We start from the raw sequence: 21,103 nt of genomic DNA, 5'->3' as shown, positions 1-21,103 counted from the left end.
CTGACGACGACGAAGGCGATCCACAGGAAGAACAGCACCACGTAGTGCGGGATGACCAGGATCCACTTCACCAGCCACAGCCAGCGGGACAGCGGGGCGTCGAGCCGCGCGGTGACCCGGACCGGGTGGTCGGGCAGGGCGGCCGGGGACGTCATGGCGGTCACGTCACCTCCCGCTCACGTCGCCAGTCCGGCGCGGCGCGAGGCGCCCGACTCCGGAGCCTCGGAGGTGTCGTCGATCCGGTGCCGCAGTTCGGCGTTGACGTCGACCACGCCGTCCACACCCTGACACAGGCGTACGACGACCGGGACGAGGGACTTGCGCTCAACGATGCCCTTCAGCGAGACCCGACCGTCGACCACCCGCACGGTTACCGCGCCGGGCGTGATCCCGAGGGTGCGGACGAGTACGTCCCCGGAGATTTCCTCCCGGATGGCGCTGTCCCCGCGCAGGAAGACGCGCAGCAGATCGGCCCGGCTGATCAGGCCGACCAGTCTGCCGGCCTCGTCGACCACCGGCAGCCGTTTGACGTGATGGCGTTCCATGACCTGGGCGGCTTCCACGACCGTCCACTGCGGTCTGGCGGTCACGGCGGGGCTGTTCATCAGGCCCTCGGCCGTCACCGCCTCCGCCTTCGCGCGGGCGGCGGGCCGGGGGCGCAGGACCGGCAGCAGGCCGGCCGGGTCCAGCTGCGCGGCCTCCTTGCGCAGCAGGTCCGCCTCGGAGACGACACCCACGGGGTGCTCGTCGTCGTCCACGACCGGTACGGCCGTGATGCCGTACTCGGCGAGCAGCTTGGCGACCTCCTTGAAGCCGGTGTCCCGGCGTACCCGGACGACCGACGTGGTCATGAGATCGCTCACTGTCCGGTGCCACATGGCTCTCGCCTCCCGATGCCGCGGGCGTTCCTCCTTCCACTCTCCGCCCGTCACGGAGCTGCCGCATGGGCCGGTCGGTCCCGCCCGTCGACCCGATCGGACCGGATGACTCGGCGGTGGGGCTGTCGGGTAGGTCGCCGGTGGCGATCGTCAGGGGCGGGGCCCGTAGCGCGACGGACGCCGTGCCGCCTCGTCCGACGAGAGACCTGTCGGGGGAGCTGCGCCCCGGCGCCGGTCCGCCTCGGCGGTGGGCCTTCGGTTCTTGCCGCGCCGGTTCACGGTCGTTGCCAAGGCCGCCCGGAAACGGCTCTGCCTACCGGGTGCCATCAACCGCTCCCGTCTCCCGTGAGCGGCCGCCCCGAAGGACGGTTCCCGCTTCTCGGAGTGCCGGCCCGGTCCGCTCAGGGCTGAGCGCCGTCGCGCCCGTGATCGGCGGCGTACGCGGCGAAAACGTCCGCAGGCGGGCCGCCCGTATGGAGGAAACGCTGGTCGAGGATGGTGGCGAGGTCGTTCAGCGCGCCGGCGAGCAGGGAACCTGCCAGCCGCACCTCCGGCCGCTTCGCTGCCTGCCCGCGCTGGGCGAGAACGGCGGCGTGACCGACCATGGCCGCCAGCGACGAGTGGTCCTCCCCGTCGTGGAAGTAGTACGCCTCGGCGTACTGGGTGAAGTCGATGCGGACGCGTGCGACCTCGGTGGCCAGGCTGTCCAGGAGCAGTGCCCCCGCGGTGCAGTCGAGCTGCGCCGTCGCCGGATCCGCGTCGCGCAGCAGGGCCAGCCGGATGGCCAGGACCCTCCTGCGGGTCAGCGCCGGATATATCTCCAGCACCCAGGAGACGGTGGCCGTCAGGAGGGCGAAACCGACCAGGGCTTCGAGCGGTGAGACCAGGCGCAGCCAGCCCTCGTCGGGTGCGATGTCGCCCAGCCCCAGGGTGGCCACGGTGACCAGCGACAGATACAGGGAGTCGAGCAGCGCCGGCTCCTGCGCCGCCTTGGAGCCGGGGGAGAAGGTGAACGCCCCGGGCATGTGGGGCCAGTAGACGATCGCCCAGCCGAGGACGACAGTCAGGGCCCACATGCCCACCACCGTGACCATGGCGAGCGGCCCGACGAGTCCGACCACGCGCCCGGGCGCACGGAAGCGCCGGGCGAGTCGCCACAGGGCCGTCATCACCAGTCGGCTCAGGCCACCGTGGCGGGTGGGGTGCCAGAGCGTGTGGAACAGGTCCCTCAGGGTGATCATGACGAGCCCGGCGCCGGCCAGCGAGACCAACCACTTCATCCGTGTCTCCCCACGGCCTGACGAATGGGCGGAAGCCCGCTTCCGGAGCCCGGGGCGGGCGAGGGCGCGGCGGGCACCCTGTGCTCATCCGCCCGGATCCTCCGCCGGCACCACGAGTGTGCAGGTCTCCCCGGGCGCGACGGTCACGGCCCGGTCCGCGAGCACCACGCGCAGGGGTGACTCCTCCGAATCGGGCACGCCGATCTCCAGCCGCCCGCTCAGGCGCCGTATGCGCACCCCCCAGTGGCCGCGACAACGCAGCGAGAACCCGTACTCGGAAAGCGCTGGAAGGGGCACCGGATCCAGCCACAGGGCGCCCTCGCGCGTCTCCAGTCCGGTCAGACCGCGCTGGACCAGGTCGAGGGTCCCGGCCATCGCCCCTAGATGGATGCCCTCGCCGGTCGTGCCGCCCTGGACGTCGGCGATGTCCGCCTCCAGGGCCTCCTGCACGTACTGCCAGGCATCGGCCCGTCTGGCCCTGGCGAGGACCAGGCCGTGGACGAGGCCGCTGAGGGTGGAACCGTGGCTGGTGCGCCCGAGGTAGTAGTCGACGGTCCCGCGCCAGACCTCGTCGTCCAGGTGGTAACCGAGACGCTCGAACAGCCGCCGCAGTTCGGCAGGGGAGAAGAGGTGGCCCAGCATGAGGACATCGGCCTGCTTGGACGCCTTGTAGCGGTTGACCGTGTCGCCCTCGGCCTCCAGGATCCGGTCCAGGCGCCGGATGTCGTCGTAGCGCGCCCGGTAGGAGTCCCAGTCCAGCTCGGCCAGATCGTCGTAGCCCTCGAACTGGCTGATCACGCCACCGTGGAACGGCACCCACAACCGCCGCGACACCTCCTCCCACTTCGGGATCTCGTCTCCGTCCAGTCGCACGCGATCGCGCAGTTCCTCCCGACGCCAGGCGGGAAGGCGCCGCAGGAGGTCCAGGGCGCGGCCGAGCACCCACGCGGCGGTGACGTTGGTGTACGCGTTGTCGTCCAGTCCCGGGCGGGCGGCACCCGGGTAGGCGTCGTGGTACTCGTCGGGGCCGACGACCCCTCGGATGTGGTAGCGCTTCGTCCCGGGGTCGAAGTCCGCGAGGTCCGCCCAGAAGCGGGCGATCTGCAGCAGCATCTCGGCGCCCCTGGTGTGCAGGAACTCGGTGTCCCCGGTGGCCTCGCAGTACTGCCAGACGTCGTAGGCGATCGCCGAGCCCACGTGGTGCTGGAGCCGGGAGTGGTCGGGGAGCCAGCGGCCCGAGTGGGGGTTGAGATGCCACTCCTGCGACTCCTCGCGGCCGTCGCTGCCGCTCTGCCACGGGTACATCGCCCCGGCCCGGCCGCTCGCGGCGGCGGCCCGGCAGGCCCGTGGGAGGCGTCGGTACCGGTAGTTCAGCAGAGCCCTCGAGACCTCCGGGAAGTGCAGGTTGAGGTACGGCAGCACGAACAGCTCGTCCCAGAAGACGTGGCCCCGGTACGCCTCGCCGTGCAGCCCCCGGGCAGGGACGCCCACGTCCAGATCAGCCGTGTGCGGTGAGAGCGTCTGCAGAAGGTGGAAGAGGTGGAGGCGCAGGACGCGCCCGGACCGGCCGGGCACCTGGAGCTCCGCGCGCCGCCACAACCGCTCCCAGGCAGCGACGTGGGAGTTCAGCAGGCCCGGGAAGTCCGCCGACGCCGACAACCGGTCGAGCGCCGCCCCGAGCGGATCGCTGATCGCCGCGTCGCGTGAGGTGTGCAGCGCCACGGTCTTCTCCACGGCGGAGGGCCGGCCGGGAGCGAGCGGGACCACCAGGCGGTGGACGGCACGGTGGCGGGCCTGGCGGAGTTCCGACGAGGCCGCGGAGCCCTCGGCGAGGACTGTTCGGGCGGCCATGGCGACAGCGATGTCGGAGGTGCTGGTCCGGCAGGTCAGCCAGACCGTGTGAGGGGCGAGCGCCCCCGTCCGGACCTGGCTCAGCTGGTGCCGGTCGAGTGCGCGATAGCGGTGCACGTTGCCGTTGATCACCTCGCCGTCGAGGCAGGACTCGATCTCGACCTCGCCCGCCCAGCCTTCGGCCGTGAACACCGTCCGCAGCGCCGCCAGATGAGGATCACCCATGTGCACCAGGCGGGTCTGCTCGACGGCGACCACGCCCGCCTCCCTGTCCCGGTGGCGGAAGGTACGGGTGAGCATGGCGCGGCGCAGATCCAGCGTGTGCCGGTGGTCCAGGAGGGTGTGCGGACGGGGGGAGAACCACGATCCCCACGCTCCCTCGGCGCGGCGCAGGCGGAACCGCAGCAGCAGCCAGTTGGGGAGGTTGACCAGGTCCTCGTTCACCACCTGTCGTCCCGCCACGGTCGACCGCGGTCGGTTGTAGCATCCGGCCGCGTAGGTTCCCGGGTAGTGCACCAGGCCCGCCCGGCATTCGGGCACCGCGCCCCGTGTGGCGACATAGCCGTTGCCGAGCGTGCAGAGCGACTCGCGCAATCGTTCGCCGGCGGGGTCGTACCCGTTCCACTCCCACGTCCACTCGGACATCCCTCACCCTCTCCTCAGTGCGCCGGCCGTGGGAGCCGGACCCGCACAGCGAACCTCAGATCCGGTGGGGGACGACGGCGACCGGGCACGCGGAGTGGTGCAGCAGGGCGTGGGCGACCCTGCCGAGTTGCAGACCGAAGTGACCGTGGCGGCGCAGGGCGCCCACGACGATCAGGTCGGCCTCGGACGATGCCTCCAGCAGGGCACGGTGGGCCGGGCCCTCAACCGTGTGCCGGTGGACATCGACCTCGGGATGCTCCCGCACCGCTTCGCGCAGTGCGTCGTCGAGGGTGGCCGAGGCCCCCTCCCCGCCCGCGTCGGCGGCGTCGGCCGCGAGCCCCGTGTCCACCGCGCCGGACTCCGCGGGCGCCTGGTCCGGACTGCGCCAGGCCCGTACGGCGGTCAGGGAGCAGCCTCGCGCCTCGGCTTCGCGGACGGCGAACCGTACGGCGCCCGTGCCTCCGGTCGCGTCACCGACTCCCACCACGACCCGGCCGAACGATCCCCGGACGTTGCGCTCCTCGCCACGGACGACGACGACCGGGCACACGGCACGAGCCGCCACCGTGAGACTGACCGACCCCAGCAGCAGCCCGGCGACCTCGCCGCGTCCGCGAACGCCCGTGACCAGGGCGAACGCCTCGGACGCCGCCCGCAGCAGGGTGGACACCGCGTCGGCGGCCACTACGTCGCCGGAGACCTTCACCTCGGGGTCGCGGAGCCGGGCGCGTTCAGCGCAGGAGGCGACGATGTTCTGCGCCATGACCTCTCCGGCGGGGCGCTCTGTGCGGAACGAGGGCCGGGCTCTTTCGTAGCGCTCCCACAGAGAGGCATGGACGAGCCGCAGCGGCAGCCCGTGGCGTGCCGCTTCGTCCACCGCCCAGTCGACCGCCACCAGGCTGGACTCCGATCCGTCGATGCCCACGACCAGCGGGAGTTCCATCGGGGCCACCGCCTTTCGTCCCGTTGCCGACAGGCCCTCTTTGAATACCGTCGCACCGCCCGGGCGCCGCCGCGACATACGAGCCGACGCATGGTCGGGCGGCGGTCGGCCGGGTTGCGGTGAGCCGGGTCGCGACGATGCTGGAGATGTACGGCCCGGCCCGCCGTCGGCGTGCTGCACAAGGACCTGGGACATGCCTGACACCCCGCACACCGTGAGCGATGTGATGACCTCCCCGGTCGTCGCCGTCCGGTGCGACACGCCCTTCAAGGAGATCGTGCGGGCCATGACTCAGCGGCACCTCAGTGCCGTGCCGGTCGTGGACGGCGAGGAGCGAGTCGTCGGTGTCGTGTCCGAAGCCGATCTGCTGCCCAAGGAGGAGTACCGGGACCGCGATCTCACCCGGGCCGAGCAGCTCCGGCACCTGTCCGAACTCGCCAAAGCGGGGGCGGTGACCGCCGAGCAGCTCATGACCGCTCCCGCGGTCACAGTCCACCCGGACATCACCCTGGCCCAGGCGGCCAGGATCATGGCCGTCGAGCGGGTGAAGCGGTTGCCCGTGGTCGATGACCAGGACCGACTGCGGGCCATCGTCAGTCGCGGCGATCTGCTGAAGGTCTTCCTGCGGTCGGACGACGCCCTGGAGGAGGAGATCCGTCGCACGGTGGTGTCGTATCTGTTTCCCGCCCTCAGCCACACCATCCACGTGTCCGTGCACAACGGGGTCGTCACGCTCCGGGGGCGGGTCGACGACGCCTCGCTCGTCCGGGTCGCCGAGCGCCTGGTCCGGGCCGTGGAGGGGGTGGTGGACGTGGAGTCCCGGCTCAGCGGCGGGAGCGCCACCCCGGACGTGCCCGAGGCCGGCCGCTGACCGGTGCACGAGGCGTGAACGCGGACTCGTGAACGCGGACTGTGGACACTTTCAGGGGGCAGGGCTCGATGCCCGCTTGCACGGCCCGAAGGCGTAGTGCCCCGTCGGTGATGTTGCGGCCCCGGCTTCCCGGACCGGTTCCAGTACTTCCGACAGATGCCATGAGGCGGGGAACATCAGTGCCGCTCCCCCGACGCGAGCACTCGAGGCGAGAGCCTCCCGCACCGCCTCGGGGATCTGTCTCTCCGGACGGGACCGCCGTCGGTGGCCCGTGTCCGTTCAGCCATCGGCCGGAGTGATGCGCCGGCCCGTGAGGTGTGCGGGCCGGATCGACACCCACATCTCGCGTTCACCGCCCGGCCAGGGAGTGGTGTGGGCGTGTTCGGTGAGCCTGCGCACGGCGTCGGGCTCCGTGACGACGCTCGCGGGGCCGACGGCGAGGACACTCCAGCCCTGGCTCAGGGCCTCGTCCATGTGGTCGACCTCGAAGGCGACCTCGGTTCCGACAGCCGCCGCGGGCGTGGAATTCGGCGCGGTCCGGAAGACGATCGCGTCATCGACGACCTCGTAGTTGACCGGAACGACCGCCGGTCGGCCGTCGGACGCCGACACCGCGATGCGCCCCACGCCGTGGGTGGAGAGCAGGGCGCGGCATTCCTCCGGGCCGAGATCCCGCAGCTGAGGACGCAGCAGCGCCTGCCCCTGACCGGGAGGCAGATCCGCTCCTCCGCCGCGCAGGGAGGTGACGGTGGTGCCCAGCGTGTCGGCCAGCCTGATCAGGGTCGCCACACTCGGGTCTGCGGGCCGTTCCTCCAGGTACTCCAGGTAGCCGGGGGACATGCGGGCACGGCGGGCCGTCTCCTCACGGCTGAGCCGTTGTCTTCGGCGTTCGACGGCCACGCGTCGGCCGATGTCACCGGGGCGGGGCGTCTCCGGCGGCCTGGCCTCCGCCTCTGCCGTGTCGGATCCGGCAGGGGCATGCGTGGTCCCGGGCTGCCCGTGTTCGAGATGGCGGATGTGCGCGTCGGGCCCGGGGAACACGAGCGTCACTTCGTCGGTGTCCGACCAGCGCACGTCGTAGGGCGGAGTTCCGTCCTCGTGATGGAGTCCGACGATCTCGCCGTCGCGCCGGGCGGCGCCGGTCGTCGTGCTTTCGATGACGAGTTGGTCGCCGAGGTGAGCTCTCATGACGCCGCCCTCTCCTCAGAGTGGTGCTGTATCCAACGTGCCACGCGCGGCGTGCGGCCGCACGGGACCGATCGGCCGGGAGGCTGTCCGACCGGCTCCCGCACGGCCGTGAACCGACTGAGCCGGTCAGCCGGTGATCTCGATGCGCTGAGCCTTGCCCTTCTCGGTCTTGGGGACCTTCACCGTGAGGACACCGTTGGTGAGATCCGCGCTGATGTGTTCGGTGTCGGAGTTCGGCGGCAGAATCGTCCGGTAGTCGAACTGGCCGATATGGCGGGTCTGCCGACGGACCGTCCCGGCGTGCTCCTTCTCCCTGATCTCGCCGTGGATGTCGAGTTCGCCTTCGGCGACCTCCACGGTGATCTGGTCCTTGTCCACTCCGGGCAGCTCCAGTTCCACCAGGTAGGCGTCGTCGGTGTCCTCGATGTCGGCCAGGGGTGCCCACGGCTCGGCCGCGCCGAACCCGGGGAAGCCGGCCCCGGGAAAGGCGGCGTGCATGAGCTGGTCCACCCTGGCACGCAGGTCCTCCAGCTCCCGCAGGGCTGCCGGGAGCGCACCTCTGCTGTGTCGTGCGGGATGTGTCATGGCTCGTTCCTCCTTGACTTCTGCCTCGGCGGTCGCGGTGTCGCCGTCGGTCACGTGGCCCGGCCGGCGGCCTGCCGTCTGCGTGGCTGCGGCGCGCCCATGCCCCCGATGTCGCGCTCGGCGGTCTTCAGCAGCTGCTGGGCCAGGTCGTTCAGGGCCCGGCCGGCGGCCAGTTCGTCGCCGATCTCCGGAACGTTCGCGTCCGCCGGATGGCAGCGCGCGGCCCCGTGACCGGTGAGTTCTGTGCTGCCCGTGTCCAGGATCAGACGGGCCTTGGTCGTTCCTTCGTCGTCCTCGAACAGATGAAGACGAACCTTCCATTCCGACGTGTGCGGCATCGCTTTCCTCCTCACCTCGATCCGGACCGATGCGATCCGGACGGGGCTCGTTCGGGGATTCGGGGCCGTGCGGAGGCGGCCGACAGTTGTTCCTCGATGCGGCGCCGGACGTGCGCGGTGAGCACGCTCAGCCGCTCGGAGGTGGTCGCGCGGGGCGCGACGGGCGCCCGGATCCGGCGGGCGGCGGAGCGCAGGTCTCCCAGGTCCGTGGTGAATCTGCCCCGGCACTCGTCGAGCGTGGGCCTGGGGCCGGTGCGCTGCCCGTTGCGCATCACCGTCTCCAGCAGCGGAACGCCGTCGGCGGGAGGCCGCTCGTCGGCGAGACCGATCACGTCGGCGCAGCCGGGGCGGCGGAACACCTGCTTGCGGCCGGGTGCCGTCACCTTCGCCGACGACAGCTTCATCACCGGGCGGCCCTCGAACTCCACCAGCTTGTACGCGGAGTCCAGGTACGGCGCGTCGGCCGAGACGCCGACACGGGTGCCCACGGCGTACGTGTCGATCGGTGCTCCGGAGCGGACGAGGTCGTCCACGGCGTACTCGTCGAGACCGCCACTGGCGATGATCCGCACGTCCGGCAGACCCGCCTCGTCCAGGATCGACCGGGCCCGTACCGCCAGGTCCCCGAGGTCACCGCTGTCCAGCCGTACGGCGGAGCCGGGCCCGCGGTCCAGGTCTCTCAGGACACGTGCCGCCACGCGGACGCCTTCCTCCGTGTCGTAGGTGTCCACCAGCAGGGTCACCGGGCCGGGGTGGGACCGGGCGAAGGCGCGGAACGCCTCTTCCTCCGAGTCGAGTGCCTCCACGAAGGAGTGGGCCATCGTGCCGACGGCGGGGATGCCCTCGGCGGTGGCCGCCGCCACGTTGCTGGTCCCGGCGAAGCCGACCATCGCGCCCAGTCGAGCGGCCTGGAATCCCGCCTGCGGACCGTGGGTGCGCCGCAGGGAGAAGTCGACGACGGGGCGACCGTCCGCCGCGAGCACACAGCGTGCGGCTTTCGAGGCGATCGCTGTCTGATGGCTGAGCTGGTTGAGGACGTACGTCTCGGCCAACTGCGCCTGCGGAAGCGGTGCGGTCACTTCCAGCAGCGGCTCACCGGCGAGCACGATCCGCCCTTCCGGAACCGCCCGTACCCGGCCGGTGAACGTCAGGCCGAGCAGCGGCTCCAGATCCCGTGGCGGACGGTGCAGCGCGGCAGCGAAGGCGTCGACATCCTCGGGGCCGACCCTGAAGCCGCCCAGGTAGTCGAGTGCCGACTCCAGGCCGGCCGCCACGAGGAAGCCGCGTTCGGGGGGCAGGTCGCGGACGAAGAGGCTGAACGTCGCCAGGCCGGTCGTCCCCTCCCGCAGGTAGGACATGGCCATCGTGACCTCGTACAGATCGGTGGTCGTCGCGTCCGACATCGGGGTCACCTCCTGGACTTCCGGGTCGGTCACCTTGCGTCACCGGTGGAAGCGCGCGGACCACTGGGGCTCCACCAGCTCCCACTCCGCGCCCCACCGCGCGTACCTTCTCCGGTCCAGGACCAGACGCATGCCCGCCCACGCCGCGTAGGACCCGGCGGCCACACCGAACCCCGCCATGGCGCCCACCATCCAGCCACTGGTCGTCGCGTTGAGAGTGCTCGCCGGTGCGGTGGTGACGGTTCCGTCCCGGTCCACCCACACCCGCACGGTGGCACCCGCGGGAGTTCCCGGCTTCACGAGGGCCGCTCCCGTCCGCACGACACCGTCGGTGTCGGTCCAGCGGACCTGTGCCGACTGCTTCGCCCAGCCGTCGTCGCTCTTGACGCTCGATGTCAGCCGTGCGGTGACCTGGTGCCGCTCCGCCGTCTGGGCCCGCACGGTGCGCATCGACGCCTCGTAGGCCGCCAGCCCCGCGCCGACCGCAGCCGCCGGCAGACCGAGGACGAGAACGACCATCAGGACACGGCGGAACCAGCACTCGAACCTGTCGGACGCACGTCTCAGGGAGTTCGGGCCCTTGGGTGCGTGATCGCCACGCCTCGACGGCGGACCGGGTGTGTACGGCGAACCTTGCGCGCTCATGACTGGGCCTCCAGCAACTCGCCGGCCGTCCCCCACCACCAGCCTCCACCGTCGAACGGCAGGCGGCCCGGGGCACAGGGCCGAAGGTCCCCGCCCTGCCGGTTTCCGGCCCAGGCCCACCGATTGCGGGCCGTCTGCGAGGGCCGCGGTCACGTCGGTCATATCTGGGGCACGACCACGACGGGACACGGCGCGTGATGCAGCAACGCGTGATTGATCAGGCCCAGTTGCAGGCCCGGGTGCCCCTGTCGGCTACGGGCGCCGACGACCAGCAGGTCCGCCTTCGACGCCGCGTCCAGCAGCGCTCGGCGGGCCGGGCCCTCGATCACCTCGGGGCTCACCCGGGCGTCGCGATACCGCCGCGCCGGACCGCGCAGGGCGTCGTCGAGCACCTGGGACGGCGGGCGCCGATGGGCCTCCAGGGCGTACCACGACCGGGCCGGCCGTGGGGTGAGAGCCCTGGACGACGGGTTCCAGGCGTGCACCGCCGTCAGCCGGCAGCCCCGCACGTGGGCCTCCCGGAACGCGAACTCCAAGGCCGTGCCGCTGGCCTCCCCCTCCTCGACGCCGACGACGACGTTCCCGAACCGGCCGTCCCGGTGCTCCACGGCACCGCGCACCACGACGACCGGGCAGTCCGCCCGGGCCGCCACGGCCAGGCTGACCGCGCCCAGGAGCAGGCCGGTGAGGTCTCCGAGTCCCCTGGCCCCGAGCACCAGCGCGAAGGCGTTGCGGCCCCTGTCGACGAGGGCGGAGGCGGCGTCCTCGTGCAGCACCTCGCTCGACAGTGCGACCGTTGACGCTCTTTCCCCGGCGCGCTCCGAGGCGGCACTGATCACGTCGGACGCCTCGTGCTCCCCGGCGGCCGCATGCAGGAGGTGGAGCGGCACGCCGTGCCGGACCGCCTCGTCGGCGGCCCAGTCCACGGCCTGCAGACTCGCTTCGGACCCGTCGATGCCGACCACCAGGGGAATCGCCACCGCACCTGTCTCCTCTCGTGGCGGGTGCCACATGCCCGGCCTCCTCCTCCATGGCTCCACATGCGCCGAGGAGGGGATTGGGGTACTCCTCGAAGGAGAGAAGCACCGCGCTCGGCATGCCAGCGACGTCCGGACCCTGCACGCGATCGGACTCGTTCACCGTCATCCACCGTCGTATCCAGCTTCGTACGAGACGGAGGCCGCCGCCATGCAACCGGTCGTCACCGTGGGCCTCGACGGCTCACCCGAAAGCCTTGCCGCCGCCCGATGGGCCGCCGACGAGGCCGAGAAGCGCAGGCTCACGCTGCGCCTGCTGCACGCGTGGCCCCTGCTCGCACCGGAACCGGCCCATGCCCCCTCCGAAGTCGATCAGAACTACTGGGCGAAGCGTCTCGTCCACACCGCGCGGGCGGAACTCCAAGCCCGCCACCCCGACCTGACCATTGTCGGGAGCCTGATGGCCGACGACGCCCAGCACGCCCTGCTCCAGGCGGCGTCGGAATCCGAGATGCTCGTGCTCGGCTCGCGAGGGCTGGAGTCCGTCGAGAGCTACTTCCTGGGCGACATCAGCATGCCCGTCGTGGCGCGGGCGGAGCGGCCTGTGATCCTGGTCCGCGCCGAGACCCGCGAGGAGGGCGCACACCCAGCGCCCGCGAGCGGCGTGGTCGTGGCGCTGAAACTCCGTGGTTCCAGCGACGACCTGCTCGACTTCGCGTTCCACAGTGCCGCCGCCCGGGGCGTTCCCCTGATGGCGGTCCACGGCCGAAGCGTGCCACTCCACGCGCGCCTGCCCTGGGGTGTGGATCACGACGTCAGCGAGGAGATGACGAAGGACGCGCGCAAGGAGCTGGGCAAGGCGCTCCGCCCCTGGCACGAGAAGTACCCACAGGTGGACGTGGCCGACAGCATCCGTCTCGCGAGCCCGGCCAAGGCCGTCGTACAGGCCGCGGAAGGCGCCGCGCTCCTGGTCGTCGGCCGACGCGCCCACCGGCACGGTGTGGCACCCCACCTGGGTCCCGTCGCCCACGCCGCCCTCCATCACGGACGCTGCCCCGTCGCCGTCGTCCCCCATGACTGAGGCCGGCCACCACGGGAAGCAGCCGCCGCGCGCGGAGGTGTGCGAGACCCATTCCGCGATCGTGTTCTTCGCCGGCGAGCGCGCCTACAAGGTCAAGAAGCCGGTGAACCTCGGGTTCCTGGACTACACCACGCGGGCGGCTCGGCGAGCGGCCTGCGAACGTGAAGTCACGCTCAACCGCCGCTTCGCCCCGGACGTCTATCTCGGCCTGGGCGAGTTCCGCGGCCCCGACACCCAGGTGTCCGAGCCACTCGTGGTGATGCGGCGCATGCCGGCGGACCGACGCCTGTCCCGCCTGGTACGACAAGGGGCGGCACTGGACGACGTCCTGCGGAGCGTCGCCCGGCGCCTTGCCGCGTGGCACGCGGACGCGCCCCGTGGCCGGGACGTGGATGAGCAAGGCACGCGGGACGCCCTGTCATCGCGGTGGGAGGCCGGCTTCGCGCAGGTCCGCGCGTCGGCCGACGACGGCTCCGTCCCCGACGGGGTCACGGAGGTGGAACGGCTGGTGCGCCGCTATCTCTCCGGCCGCGAGCGGTTGTTCGCGTCCCGTATCGAGCAGGGCCGGGTGGTCGACGGCCACGGCGACCTGCTCGCCGAGGACGTCTTCTGCCTCGACGACGGCCCCCGCGTCCTGGACTGCCTGGAGTTCGACGACCGCCTGCGCTACGTCGACGGCCTGGACGACGCCGCGTTCCTCGCCATGGACCTGGAACAACTCGGAGCCCCGGAGGCCGCCGCGTACTTCCTCGCGCGGTACAGCGAGTACTCCGGCGACCCCGCCCCCGCGTCCCTGTGGCACCACTACGTCGCCTACCGGGCGTTCGTCCGCGCCAAGGTCTCCCTGCTCCAGGCCCGTCAGGGCGCGCCCGGCGCGCGTTCGGCGTCACGTCGGCTGGTCTCGACGACGCTGCGGCACCTTCGCACCTCCGCCGTCGGCCTGACCCTCGTCGGCGGGCTGCCGGGCAGCGCGAAGTCCACCCTCTCCGGCGCCCTGGCCGACCGGCTGGGGCTCACCCTGCTCAGCAGCGACCGTGTCCGCAAGGAACTCGCGGGCATTCCCGTGGAGCGGTCCGCGTCAGCCCCCTACGGCGAGGGGCTGTACACACCCGCGTGGACCGCCAGGACCTACGCCACTCTCCTCGACCGTGCGGCCGCCCTGCTGTCCGCCGGCGAGTCCGTCGTCCTGGACGCCACCTGGTCCGACACGGCACAGCGAGAAGCGGCACAGCGCGTGGCCGAACGCACCGGCGCCGACCTGGTCGCCCTCCACTGCCAGGTACCGGACGACGTGGCAGCGGCCCGTCTGAGGGAACGCTCCGCCGGCCCGTCCGACGCCGACCTCGACATCGCCACCGCCATGGCGGCAAGGGAACCCGCGTGGCCCGATGCCGTCGCCGTGGACACCAGTGGCCCGTTGGAGTCCGCGGTCGGCCGGGCGCTGGAGGCCGTACGTCCCTGGGGCGCGGGCCAGGCACCGGTCTTCCGCCGCCCCTACATGGAGCCGGACTGACGGGAGAGCCGCCCCTACCTGGAGCCGGACTGAAGGGAGAGACGAGTGCGACGCGGAGGCCCGTGTTGCCGGGGTGCACCGCCGGGGTGACCGTGGAGGTGATGCGGAGCGAGGGAGTGAGTACCGTGCGAGCGCTCGTCCATCACGGCCCGGGACACATCTCCTGGGACACCGTCCCGGACCCCAGGACGGAGGAGACCACCGACGCGATCGTGCGCGTCGACGCCACCACCGTCTGCGGCAGCGATCTGCACATCCTGCGAGGAGACCTCCCCGAGGTGAAGCCCGGAACGGTCCTCGGCCACGAGGCCGTGGGCGAGGTCGTGGAGGTCGGCAGCGATGTCCACGGCCTGCGCCCGGGCCACCAGGTGATCGTGTCGTCCGTCTCGGCCTGCGGCCGCTGTCAGGCGTGCCGCGACACCAGGCGCGGGCAGTGCCGAGGAGGCGGTGGCTGGATCCTCGGAAACCAGATCAACGGAACGCAGGCCGAGTTCGTACGCGTCCCCTTCGCCGACCACTCCACCCACCCACGACCTCCCAGCGTCCCGCTCGATGACGCGCTTCTGCTCGCCGAGGTACTCCCCACCGCATACGAGGTCGGGGTACAGAACGGACACGTCGGGCCCGGGGACACCGTCGTCGTGGTGGGCGCGGGGCCCGTCGGTCTCGCCACGGTCGTCGTCGCACGGCTCTACTCCCCCCGCCGGATCATCGTCGTGGACCTGTCCGAAGCCCGGCTGGAAGCCGCCGCCAGGCTGGGCGCCGATGCCGCCGAACTGCCGGGGAAGATGATCGCCGAGCTGTCCGACGAGCCGGGCGCCGATGTCGCCATCGAGGCATCCGGCGAACCCGACGGCTTCGTGCTGTGCACCCAGGCCGTCCGCGCCGGAGGACACATCGCCAACATCGGGACGCACGGCAGACCGGCCACGCTGCACCTCGAGTCCCTGTGGCGGAAGAACGTGACCATCAGCACCGGCCAGGTGGACACGTCCTCCACACCGTGGCTGCTGGAACTGTTGATGTTCGGACGCCTGCCCGTGTCCCAGCTCGTCACCCACACCTTCGGCCTCGACCGCATGGAGCACGCCTACGAGGTGTTCTCGCAGGGCGCCACCACGGGTGCTCTCAAGGTCGTGCTGCACCGAGAGTGAGAGGGGCCGCGGGGACTGGAGCCGGAGCGGGCCGGCCAGTCGCATGACCGAAGGGCCGGGAGGAGCGCCGATGCACCGGGAAACAATCCGCAAGGACACCACGCCGGTCGTCCCGCCCCGTCTCGCCGACTACGACCGGGCACGCTCGGACTTCACCTGGTCGCAGGCGCGCACCGAGCTGGCCGGGCTGCCCGGCGGTGGGCTCAACATCGCCCACGAGGCGGTCGACCGGCACGCGGCCTCCGACCACGCGGACAAGGCCGCCCTGCGATGCGTCGCCCGGGACGACTCCGTCGCCACCGTCACATACGCGGAACTGGCCCGCCGCACGGCCCGCTTCGCGAACGTCCTGCGGTCACTCGGCGTCGGACACGGCGACCGGGTGTTCACCCTGCTCGGCCGCTGCCCCGAGCTGTACACCACGGTGCTGGGCACGCTGAAGAACACCAGTGTGCTCTGCCCGCTCTTCTCCGCATTCGGACCCGACCCGGTGGAGCAGCGGCTGCGCCTGGGGGACGCGCGGGTCCTGGTCACCACCGCGGCTCTCTACCGGCGCAAGGTCGCCGAACGCCGGGCATCGCTCGCCGGACTGGAACACGTCCTGATCGTCGGGCCCGGCGGCGCGGAACTTCCCGGCACCGCCTCCTTCGACGACCTGATGGCCGCCGCCCCGGACACCTTCACCATCCCGGCGACGTCCCCCGACGACATGGCCCTGCTGCACTTCACCAGCGGCACCACCGGCACCCCCAAGGGCGCGGTCCACGTCCACCAGGCCGTCGTCGCCCACTACGCCACGGCCGCGTACGCCCTCGACCTGCACCCCGGGGACGTGTACTGGTGCACCGCCGACCCCGGCTGGGTCACCGGCATGTCGTACGGGATCATCGCCCCGCTCGTCCACGGCGTGACGGTGGTCGTCGACGAAGGGGACTACGACGCCCGGCGCTGGTACCGGATCCTCGGCGAGCAGCGGGTGAGTGTCTGGTACACCGCGCCCACGGCCCTGCGCATGCTCATGCGCGCCACACCGCGCCAGGGCCCGTACGACCTGCCGCGCTCCCACGACCTGTCGGCCCTGCGCTTCGTCGCCTCCGTCGGCGAGCCCCTCAACCCGGAGGCCGTGCTGTGGGGGCGGGACGTGCTGGGTCTGCCGGTGCACGACAACTGGTGGCAGACCGAGACCGGCTGCATCATGATCGCGAACTTCGCCGCCTGCGAGGTCCGGCCCGGCTCGATGGGGCGACCGCTGCCCGGCGTCGAGGCGACCGTGCTGGAGCAGGGCGAGGACGGCCGGGCCCTGGTCGTCGACGGCCGGGTCACCGAGGTGCGACGCGCCGATGCCGAGGGCGAGTTGGCACTGCGGCCGGGATGGCCGTCGATGTTCCGCGGCTATCTGCACGACAAGGAGCGCTACGACGCCGCGTTCGCGGACGGCTGGTACCTGACCGGTGACCTGGTCCGCCGGGACGCGGACGGCTGGTACTGGTTCGTGGGGCGTGCCGACGACGTCATCAAGTCGGCCGGCCATCTGATCGGCCCGTTCGAGGTGGAGAGCGCGCTGATGGAGCACCCTTCGGTGGCCGAGGCCGGCGTGATCGGACGGCCGGACCCGGTCGCCGGGAACGTCGTCAAGGCGTTCGTGTCGCTGCGCCCCGGTGTCCCGCCGAGTCCGGGTCTGGAACGGGAGCTGCTGGCTTTCGGCCGCCGCAAGCTGGGGCCCGCCGTCGCGCCGAGAGAGATCGCGTTCGACCAGAACCTGCCCAAGACGCGCAGCGGGAAGGTGATGCGCCGCCTGCTGCGCGCACGTGAACTCGGCCTGCCCACGGGCGACCTGTCCACCCTGGAGGGATCCTCATGAGCCTGGCCCGCCCCACCCGCACGCGCAAGGACCCGAAGCCCAGGAAGGGCGGCAGGAAGAAGACCGCGACGGCCAAGAAGGCGCCCAGGAAGGCGACGAGCACGGGGCACCGGACGGATCTGCTGGAAGCCATGCTGCGCATCCGGCGCTTCGAGGAGCGGTGCGTCGAGCTCTACAGCGCCACGAAGATCCGCGGCTTCGTCCACCTGTACATCGGTGAGGAGGCCGTCGCCGTCGGCGTCAACGAGGCGCTGACACCCGAGGACGCGGTCGTCGCCACCTACCGCGAACACGGCCACGCCCTGGCGCGCGGGATCACGGCCGAGGCCGTCATGGCCGAGATGTACGGCAGGACGACCGGGTGCAGCGGCGGCCGGGGCGGGTCCATGCACCTGTTCGACGCGACCCGGCGTTTCTACGGCGGCAACGCGATCGTCGCCGGCGGGCTTCCCCTGGCCGCCGGCCTCGCGCTCGCGGACCGCATGCGCGGACAGGACCACGTCACCTGCTGCTTCTTCGGTGACGGAGCCTTCGCCGAGGGCGAGTTCCATGAGACGGCGAACCTCGCGGCCCTGTGGAAACTACCCCTGCTGCTCGTCTGCGAGAACAACCTCTACGCCATGGGCACGGCCCTGGAACGGCACGAGGCGCAGACCGACCTGGCGATGCGGGCCGCCTCGTACGGCATGGTCGCCTGGGCCGTCGACGGCATGGACGTGGAGGCCGTCGAACAGGCCGCCCGCCGGGCCGCCGAGGCCATCAGGGCCGGTGCCGGGCCGCATTTCCTCGAACTGCGCACCTACCGCTTCCGGGCCCACTCCATGTACGACCCGGACCGCTACCGGGACAAGGCGGAGGTCGAGCGCTGGAAGCACCGGGACCCGATCATCCGGCTCCTCGACCGCATGCGCGAGGACGGCGACCCGGTCGACGAGACACTCGCCGGGATCGAGCGCCGGGTCGCCGCCGAGGTCGACCACGCCGTGGAGGCGGCCGAGCGGGCGCCCGAGGAACCCGTGGAGCATCTCCTGCACCACGTCACCAGCGCTCCGGCGGAGGTGGACTGACCATGGGGGACGGCGAGCGGCCCGAGGCGGCGAAGACGACCTACCGGGAGGCGATGCGCGAGGCACTCCGGGAGGCGCTGCGCTCCGACGACCGGGTCTTCCTGATGGGCGAGGACGTGGGCCGCTACGGCGGATGCTTCGGCGTCAGCCTCGGGCTGCTGGAGGAGTTCGGCCCCGCACGTGTCCGCGACACTCCGCTGTCGGAGTCCGGGTTCGTGGGGGCCGGCATCGGCGCCGCCCTGGCGGGGATGCGGCCGATCGTCGAGATCATGACCGTCAACTTCAGCCTGCTCGCCCTCGACCAGATCCTCAACAACGCCGCCACCCTCCTGCACATGTCGGGCGGTCAACTGGCCGTACCGCTGGTCATCCGCATGACCACGGGCGCCGGACGGCAGCTCGCCGCCCAGCACTCGCACAGTCTGGAGGGCTGGTACGCGCACATCCCCGGCATCCGGGTTCTCGCCCCCGCCACGCTCGAGGACGCACGCCACATGCTGGCTCCGGCCCTCGCGGACCCCGACCCCGTACTGATCTTCGAGCACGGGAGCCTCTACAACGTCTCCGGTGAACTCCTTCCCGTTACCGCGCCCGTGGACCTGGACCACGCGGCGATCCGCAGGAGTGGCACCGACATCTCACTGATCACCTACGGGGGTTCGCTGCCCAAGGCCCTCGCGGCGGCGGACGAGCTGGCTGCCGTGGGCATCAGCGCCGACGTCATCGACCTGCGCACCCTCCGGCCCCTCGACACGGGGGCCGTCGCCGATTCCGTGGCCCGCACCCACCGCGCGGTGGTCGTCGACGAGGCATGGCGAACGGGAAGCCTCGCCGCCGAGGTGTCCGCCCGCATCGCGGAGGAGTCGTTCTACGAACTGGACGCGCCCGTCGAGCGGGTGTGCAGCGCGGAGGTGCCCATGCCGTACGCCCGCAGGCTGGAGGAGGCCGCCCTGCCGCAGACCGCCGACATCGTGGCGGCCGCCCGGCGGGCGGTGGGCTGACCATGGCCGAGTTCACCATGCCGTCCCTCGGCGCCGACATGGACGAGGGCACGCTCCTCGAGTGGCTGGTGGCACCCGGCGACCCCGTCCACAAGGGCGATCCGGTCGCCGTCGTCGAAACCGCCAAGTCGACCATCGAGGTGGAGTGCTTCGAGACCGGAACCATGGCCGAGCTGCTCGTCGAGCCCGGTACGACGGTGCCGGTGGGCACACCGCTCGCGCTGATCGGGACGACGGCGGAGAAGAGCGGGAAGGCGACGGAAGAACCCGAGAGGGCGACGAGGAAGAAGCCCGCGAAGGCGGAGAAGCGACGAGCGGCCTCTCGCACTCCGAAGAAGGGCGAGCCGTCCAAGCCCCCGCCCCCCGAACCCGCCACGGTGCCGGCCCCCGAACCCGCCACGGTGCCGGCCACCGAACCCGCCACGGTGCCGCCCCCCGACGCTGCCATGGTCCCAGCCCCCGAACCCGCCACGGTGCCGACCCCCGAACCAGCCACCGGCACGGGCCCGGTACCGTCCACCGCCGGACGGGGCGGCCACCTGGAGGCGGGCCCTCTGGTCCGGCACCTCGCGGAGCAGAGCGGCGTCGACCTGGAGACGCTGCACGGCTCCGGCCCCGGGGGGCGCGTCACCCGAACCGACGTCGAGGAAGCGGCGGCCGCCCTCGTCACTGAACACCCACCGCGCTTGCGGGCAACCCCCTTCGCCCGGCGGCTCGCCGCCGAACTGGGTGTCGACCTGACCACGGTGAGGGGAACCGGCAAGGACTCGGCGGTCCGTGCCGCGGACGTACGCCGGGCAGCCCCAGGTCCGGCGACGGAGGCCCCGCCCGCGCACGCCGAAGCTCCTCCCGTACGTCCGTCCGACGAGCGCCTCCCGCAGGACCGGGGGACGGCCATGCGCGAGGCGATCGCCGGTCTGATGAGCCGGGCCAACCGGGAGATTCCCCACTACTACCTCTCCACGACCGTGGACATGGCAGCCGCGATGAACTGGCTGCACGAACACAACCGGCGCAGCCCGGTCGGTGAACGGCTGCTCCCCGCCGCCCTGCTGCTGAAGGCCGCGGCCCTGGCGGCCCGGGAGGTCCCCGAGCTCAACGGTTCCTGGACCGACGGCCACTTCACGGCAGGGGAGGGGGTACACCTCGGCGTGGCCGTTTCGCTGCGTGGCGGAGGGCTCGTCGCCCCCGCCCTGCACCACGCCGACACTCTGGCACTCCCACAGTTGATGGCGGACCTGAAGAACCTGGTCTCCCGGGCCCGTACAGGCAGACTGCGGGGCTCCGAAGTGTCGGACGTCACGATCACCGTCACCAACCTCGGGGACCAGGGTGTGGAGACCGTGTTCGGAGTGATCTATCCGCCGCAGGTGGCCCTCGTCGGTTTCGGGCGCGTCGTCGACCGGCCGTGCGCCGTCGACGGCCTGCTGGGCGTGCGGCCCGTGGTCACGGCGACCCTCTCGGCCGACCACCGGGCAACGGACGGCGCCGTCGGCGCCCGCTACCTCACGGCGGTCACCCGCCTCCTGCAGAACCCGGAGCAGCTGTGAACAACATCGACCGAACCGACGCGCTCGACATGGTGCGGGAATCGATCTCTCAGGTGGTTCCTGACGCCGACGTCGCCGCCCTGGGGCCCGACGAGGCGTTCCGTGACGTGCTGGAGATGGACTCCCTGGACTTCCTGAGCTTCGTGGAGGTGCTCAGCGAACGGTCCGGCGTCCGTATCGACGACGAGGACACGCCTCGGCTGACCACGCTGTCCGGCAGCGCCGACTTCCTGGTCGCCCGCGCACGGTGACCCGCGCCCCGTGGACGGGAA

General features: G+C 71.9%; 19 protein-coding genes and 1 pseudogene. 9 read left to right on the top strand and 11 right to left on the bottom strand.

Going from position 1 to position 21,103, the window contains the following annotated elements:
* The 5 genes and pseudogenes from ACIRF9_RS47450 to ACIRF9_RS47430 form a co-directional block, all read right to left on the bottom strand.
* A pseudogene (locus tag ACIRF9_RS47450) lies at nucleotides 1-155 on the bottom strand (DUF4389 domain-containing protein); the annotation flags it as partial.
* Between the two features lie 21 nt (nucleotides 156-176).
* Nucleotides 177-878, bottom strand: a complete 702-nt coding sequence (locus ACIRF9_RS47445) for a CBS domain-containing protein (RefSeq protein ID WP_403836239.1) — start codon at nucleotides 876-878, stop codon at nucleotides 177-179.
* A gap of 401 nt (nucleotides 879-1,279) precedes the next feature.
* Complete coding sequence (locus ACIRF9_RS47440) at nucleotides 1,280-2,158, bottom strand: potassium channel family protein (protein WP_403836237.1); 879 nt, start codon at nucleotides 2,156-2,158, stop codon at nucleotides 1,280-1,282.
* Nucleotides 2,159-2,242: 84 nt separating this feature from the next.
* Nucleotides 2,243-4,654 (bottom strand): glycoside hydrolase family 65 protein, encoded by a 2,412-nt coding sequence (locus tag ACIRF9_RS47435; RefSeq protein ID WP_403836235.1) that lies wholly within the window; start codon nucleotides 4,652-4,654, stop codon nucleotides 2,243-2,245.
* 55 nt (nucleotides 4,655-4,709) lie between these two features.
* Nucleotides 4,710-5,597, bottom strand: a complete 888-nt coding sequence (locus ACIRF9_RS47430; RefSeq protein ID WP_403836233.1) for a universal stress protein — start codon at nucleotides 5,595-5,597, stop codon at nucleotides 4,710-4,712.
* A gap of 193 nt (nucleotides 5,598-5,790) precedes the next feature.
* On the opposite strand from ACIRF9_RS47430, the gene ACIRF9_RS47425 reads away from it, so the two are divergent.
* Nucleotides 5,791-6,468 carry a CBS domain-containing protein gene (locus ACIRF9_RS47425; protein ID WP_403836231.1) on the top strand — a complete coding sequence of 226 codons (678 nt, stop codon included), beginning with the start codon at nucleotides 5,791-5,793 and terminating at the stop codon, nucleotides 6,466-6,468.
* Nucleotides 6,469-6,747: 279 nt separating this feature from the next.
* Here ACIRF9_RS47425 and ACIRF9_RS47420 read toward each other — a convergent pair whose 3' ends face one another.
* The 6 genes from ACIRF9_RS47420 to ACIRF9_RS47395 form a co-directional block, all read right to left on the bottom strand.
* Nucleotides 6,748-7,656 carry a pyridoxamine 5'-phosphate oxidase family protein gene (locus ACIRF9_RS47420; RefSeq protein WP_403836229.1) on the bottom strand — a complete coding sequence of 303 codons (909 nt, stop codon included), beginning with the start codon at nucleotides 7,654-7,656 and terminating at the stop codon, nucleotides 6,748-6,750.
* Nucleotides 7,657-7,782: 126 nt separating this feature from the next.
* Nucleotides 7,783-8,241: an Hsp20/alpha crystallin family protein gene (locus tag ACIRF9_RS47415; RefSeq protein ID WP_403836227.1), complete on the bottom strand. Its 459-nt coding sequence runs from the start codon at nucleotides 8,239-8,241 to the stop codon at nucleotides 7,783-7,785.
* A 50-nt stretch (nucleotides 8,242-8,291) separates the two neighbouring features.
* Nucleotides 8,292-8,579 (bottom strand): DUF1876 domain-containing protein, encoded by a 288-nt coding sequence (locus tag ACIRF9_RS47410; protein WP_403836225.1) that lies wholly within the window; start codon nucleotides 8,577-8,579, stop codon nucleotides 8,292-8,294.
* 11 nt (nucleotides 8,580-8,590) lie between these two features.
* Entirely contained in the window at nucleotides 8,591-9,982 is a 1,392-nt protein-coding gene (locus ACIRF9_RS47405) for a nicotinate phosphoribosyltransferase (protein ID WP_403836243.1), read from the bottom strand.
* A 39-nt stretch (nucleotides 9,983-10,021) separates the two neighbouring features.
* Nucleotides 10,022-10,501, bottom strand: coding sequence for a hypothetical protein (locus tag ACIRF9_RS47400; protein ID WP_403836223.1), 480 nt, complete (start codon nucleotides 10,499-10,501; stop codon nucleotides 10,022-10,024).
* Between the two features lie 284 nt (nucleotides 10,502-10,785).
* A complete protein-coding gene (locus ACIRF9_RS47395; RefSeq protein ID WP_403836221.1) occupies nucleotides 10,786-11,607 on the bottom strand; it encodes a universal stress protein in 822 nt (273 codons plus the stop codon).
* A 208-nt stretch (nucleotides 11,608-11,815) separates the two neighbouring features.
* Between ACIRF9_RS47395 and ACIRF9_RS47390 the strand changes: the two genes are divergently transcribed.
* The 8 genes from ACIRF9_RS47390 to ACIRF9_RS47355 all read left to right on the top strand — a co-directional run bounded on the left by ACIRF9_RS47390 (nucleotide 11,816) and on the right by ACIRF9_RS47355 (nucleotide 21,082).
* The gene (locus tag ACIRF9_RS47390; RefSeq protein WP_403836219.1) at nucleotides 11,816-12,685 is read left to right on the top strand and encodes a universal stress protein; all 870 of its coding nucleotides are present in this window, start codon (nucleotides 11,816-11,818) and stop codon (nucleotides 12,683-12,685) included.
* Nucleotides 12,678-14,198, top strand: coding sequence for an AAA family ATPase (locus ACIRF9_RS47385; protein ID WP_403836217.1), 1,521 nt, complete (start codon nucleotides 12,678-12,680; stop codon nucleotides 14,196-14,198). Before ACIRF9_RS47390 ends, ACIRF9_RS47385 begins: the two co-directional genes overlap by 8 nt.
* Before the next feature lie 125 nt (nucleotides 14,199-14,323).
* On the top strand, nucleotides 14,324-15,352 hold the full coding sequence (locus ACIRF9_RS47380; protein ID WP_403836241.1) for an alcohol dehydrogenase catalytic domain-containing protein: 1,029 nt from the start codon (nucleotides 14,324-14,326) through the stop codon (nucleotides 15,350-15,352).
* 70 nt (nucleotides 15,353-15,422) lie between these two features.
* On the top strand, nucleotides 15,423-17,213 hold the full coding sequence (acsA, locus tag ACIRF9_RS47375) for an acetate--CoA ligase (protein ID WP_403836215.1): 1,791 nt from the start codon (nucleotides 15,423-15,425) through the stop codon (nucleotides 17,211-17,213).
* The gene (gene pdhA / locus ACIRF9_RS47370) at nucleotides 17,210-18,280 is read left to right on the top strand and encodes a pyruvate dehydrogenase (acetyl-transferring) E1 component subunit alpha (RefSeq protein WP_403836213.1); all 1,071 of its coding nucleotides are present in this window, start codon (nucleotides 17,210-17,212) and stop codon (nucleotides 18,278-18,280) included. Before acsA ends, pdhA begins: the two co-directional genes overlap by 4 nt.
* A 2-nt stretch (nucleotides 18,281-18,282) precedes the next feature.
* On the top strand, nucleotides 18,283-19,281 hold the full coding sequence (locus ACIRF9_RS47365) for an alpha-ketoacid dehydrogenase subunit beta (RefSeq protein WP_403836211.1): 999 nt from the start codon (nucleotides 18,283-18,285) through the stop codon (nucleotides 19,279-19,281).
* Between the two features lie 2 nt (nucleotides 19,282-19,283).
* On the top strand, nucleotides 19,284-20,831 hold the full coding sequence (locus ACIRF9_RS47360) for a 2-oxo acid dehydrogenase subunit E2 (RefSeq protein WP_403836209.1): 1,548 nt from the start codon (nucleotides 19,284-19,286) through the stop codon (nucleotides 20,829-20,831).
* Nucleotides 20,828-21,082: an acyl carrier protein gene (locus ACIRF9_RS47355; RefSeq protein ID WP_403836207.1), complete on the top strand. Its 255-nt coding sequence runs from the start codon at nucleotides 20,828-20,830 to the stop codon at nucleotides 21,080-21,082. The genes ACIRF9_RS47360 and ACIRF9_RS47355 overlap by 4 nt, the downstream gene beginning before the upstream one ends.
* The last annotated feature ends 21 nt before the right edge of the window (nucleotides 21,083-21,103 follow it).

Source organism: Streptomyces sp. NPDC096132, from assembly GCF_044763345.1.
Taxonomy (GTDB): Bacteria; Actinomycetota; Actinomycetes; order Streptomycetales; family Streptomycetaceae; genus Streptomyces.
The sequence above is the reverse complement of the archived record's forward strand: the minus strand, read 5'-3'. Positions and strand labels throughout refer to the sequence as shown.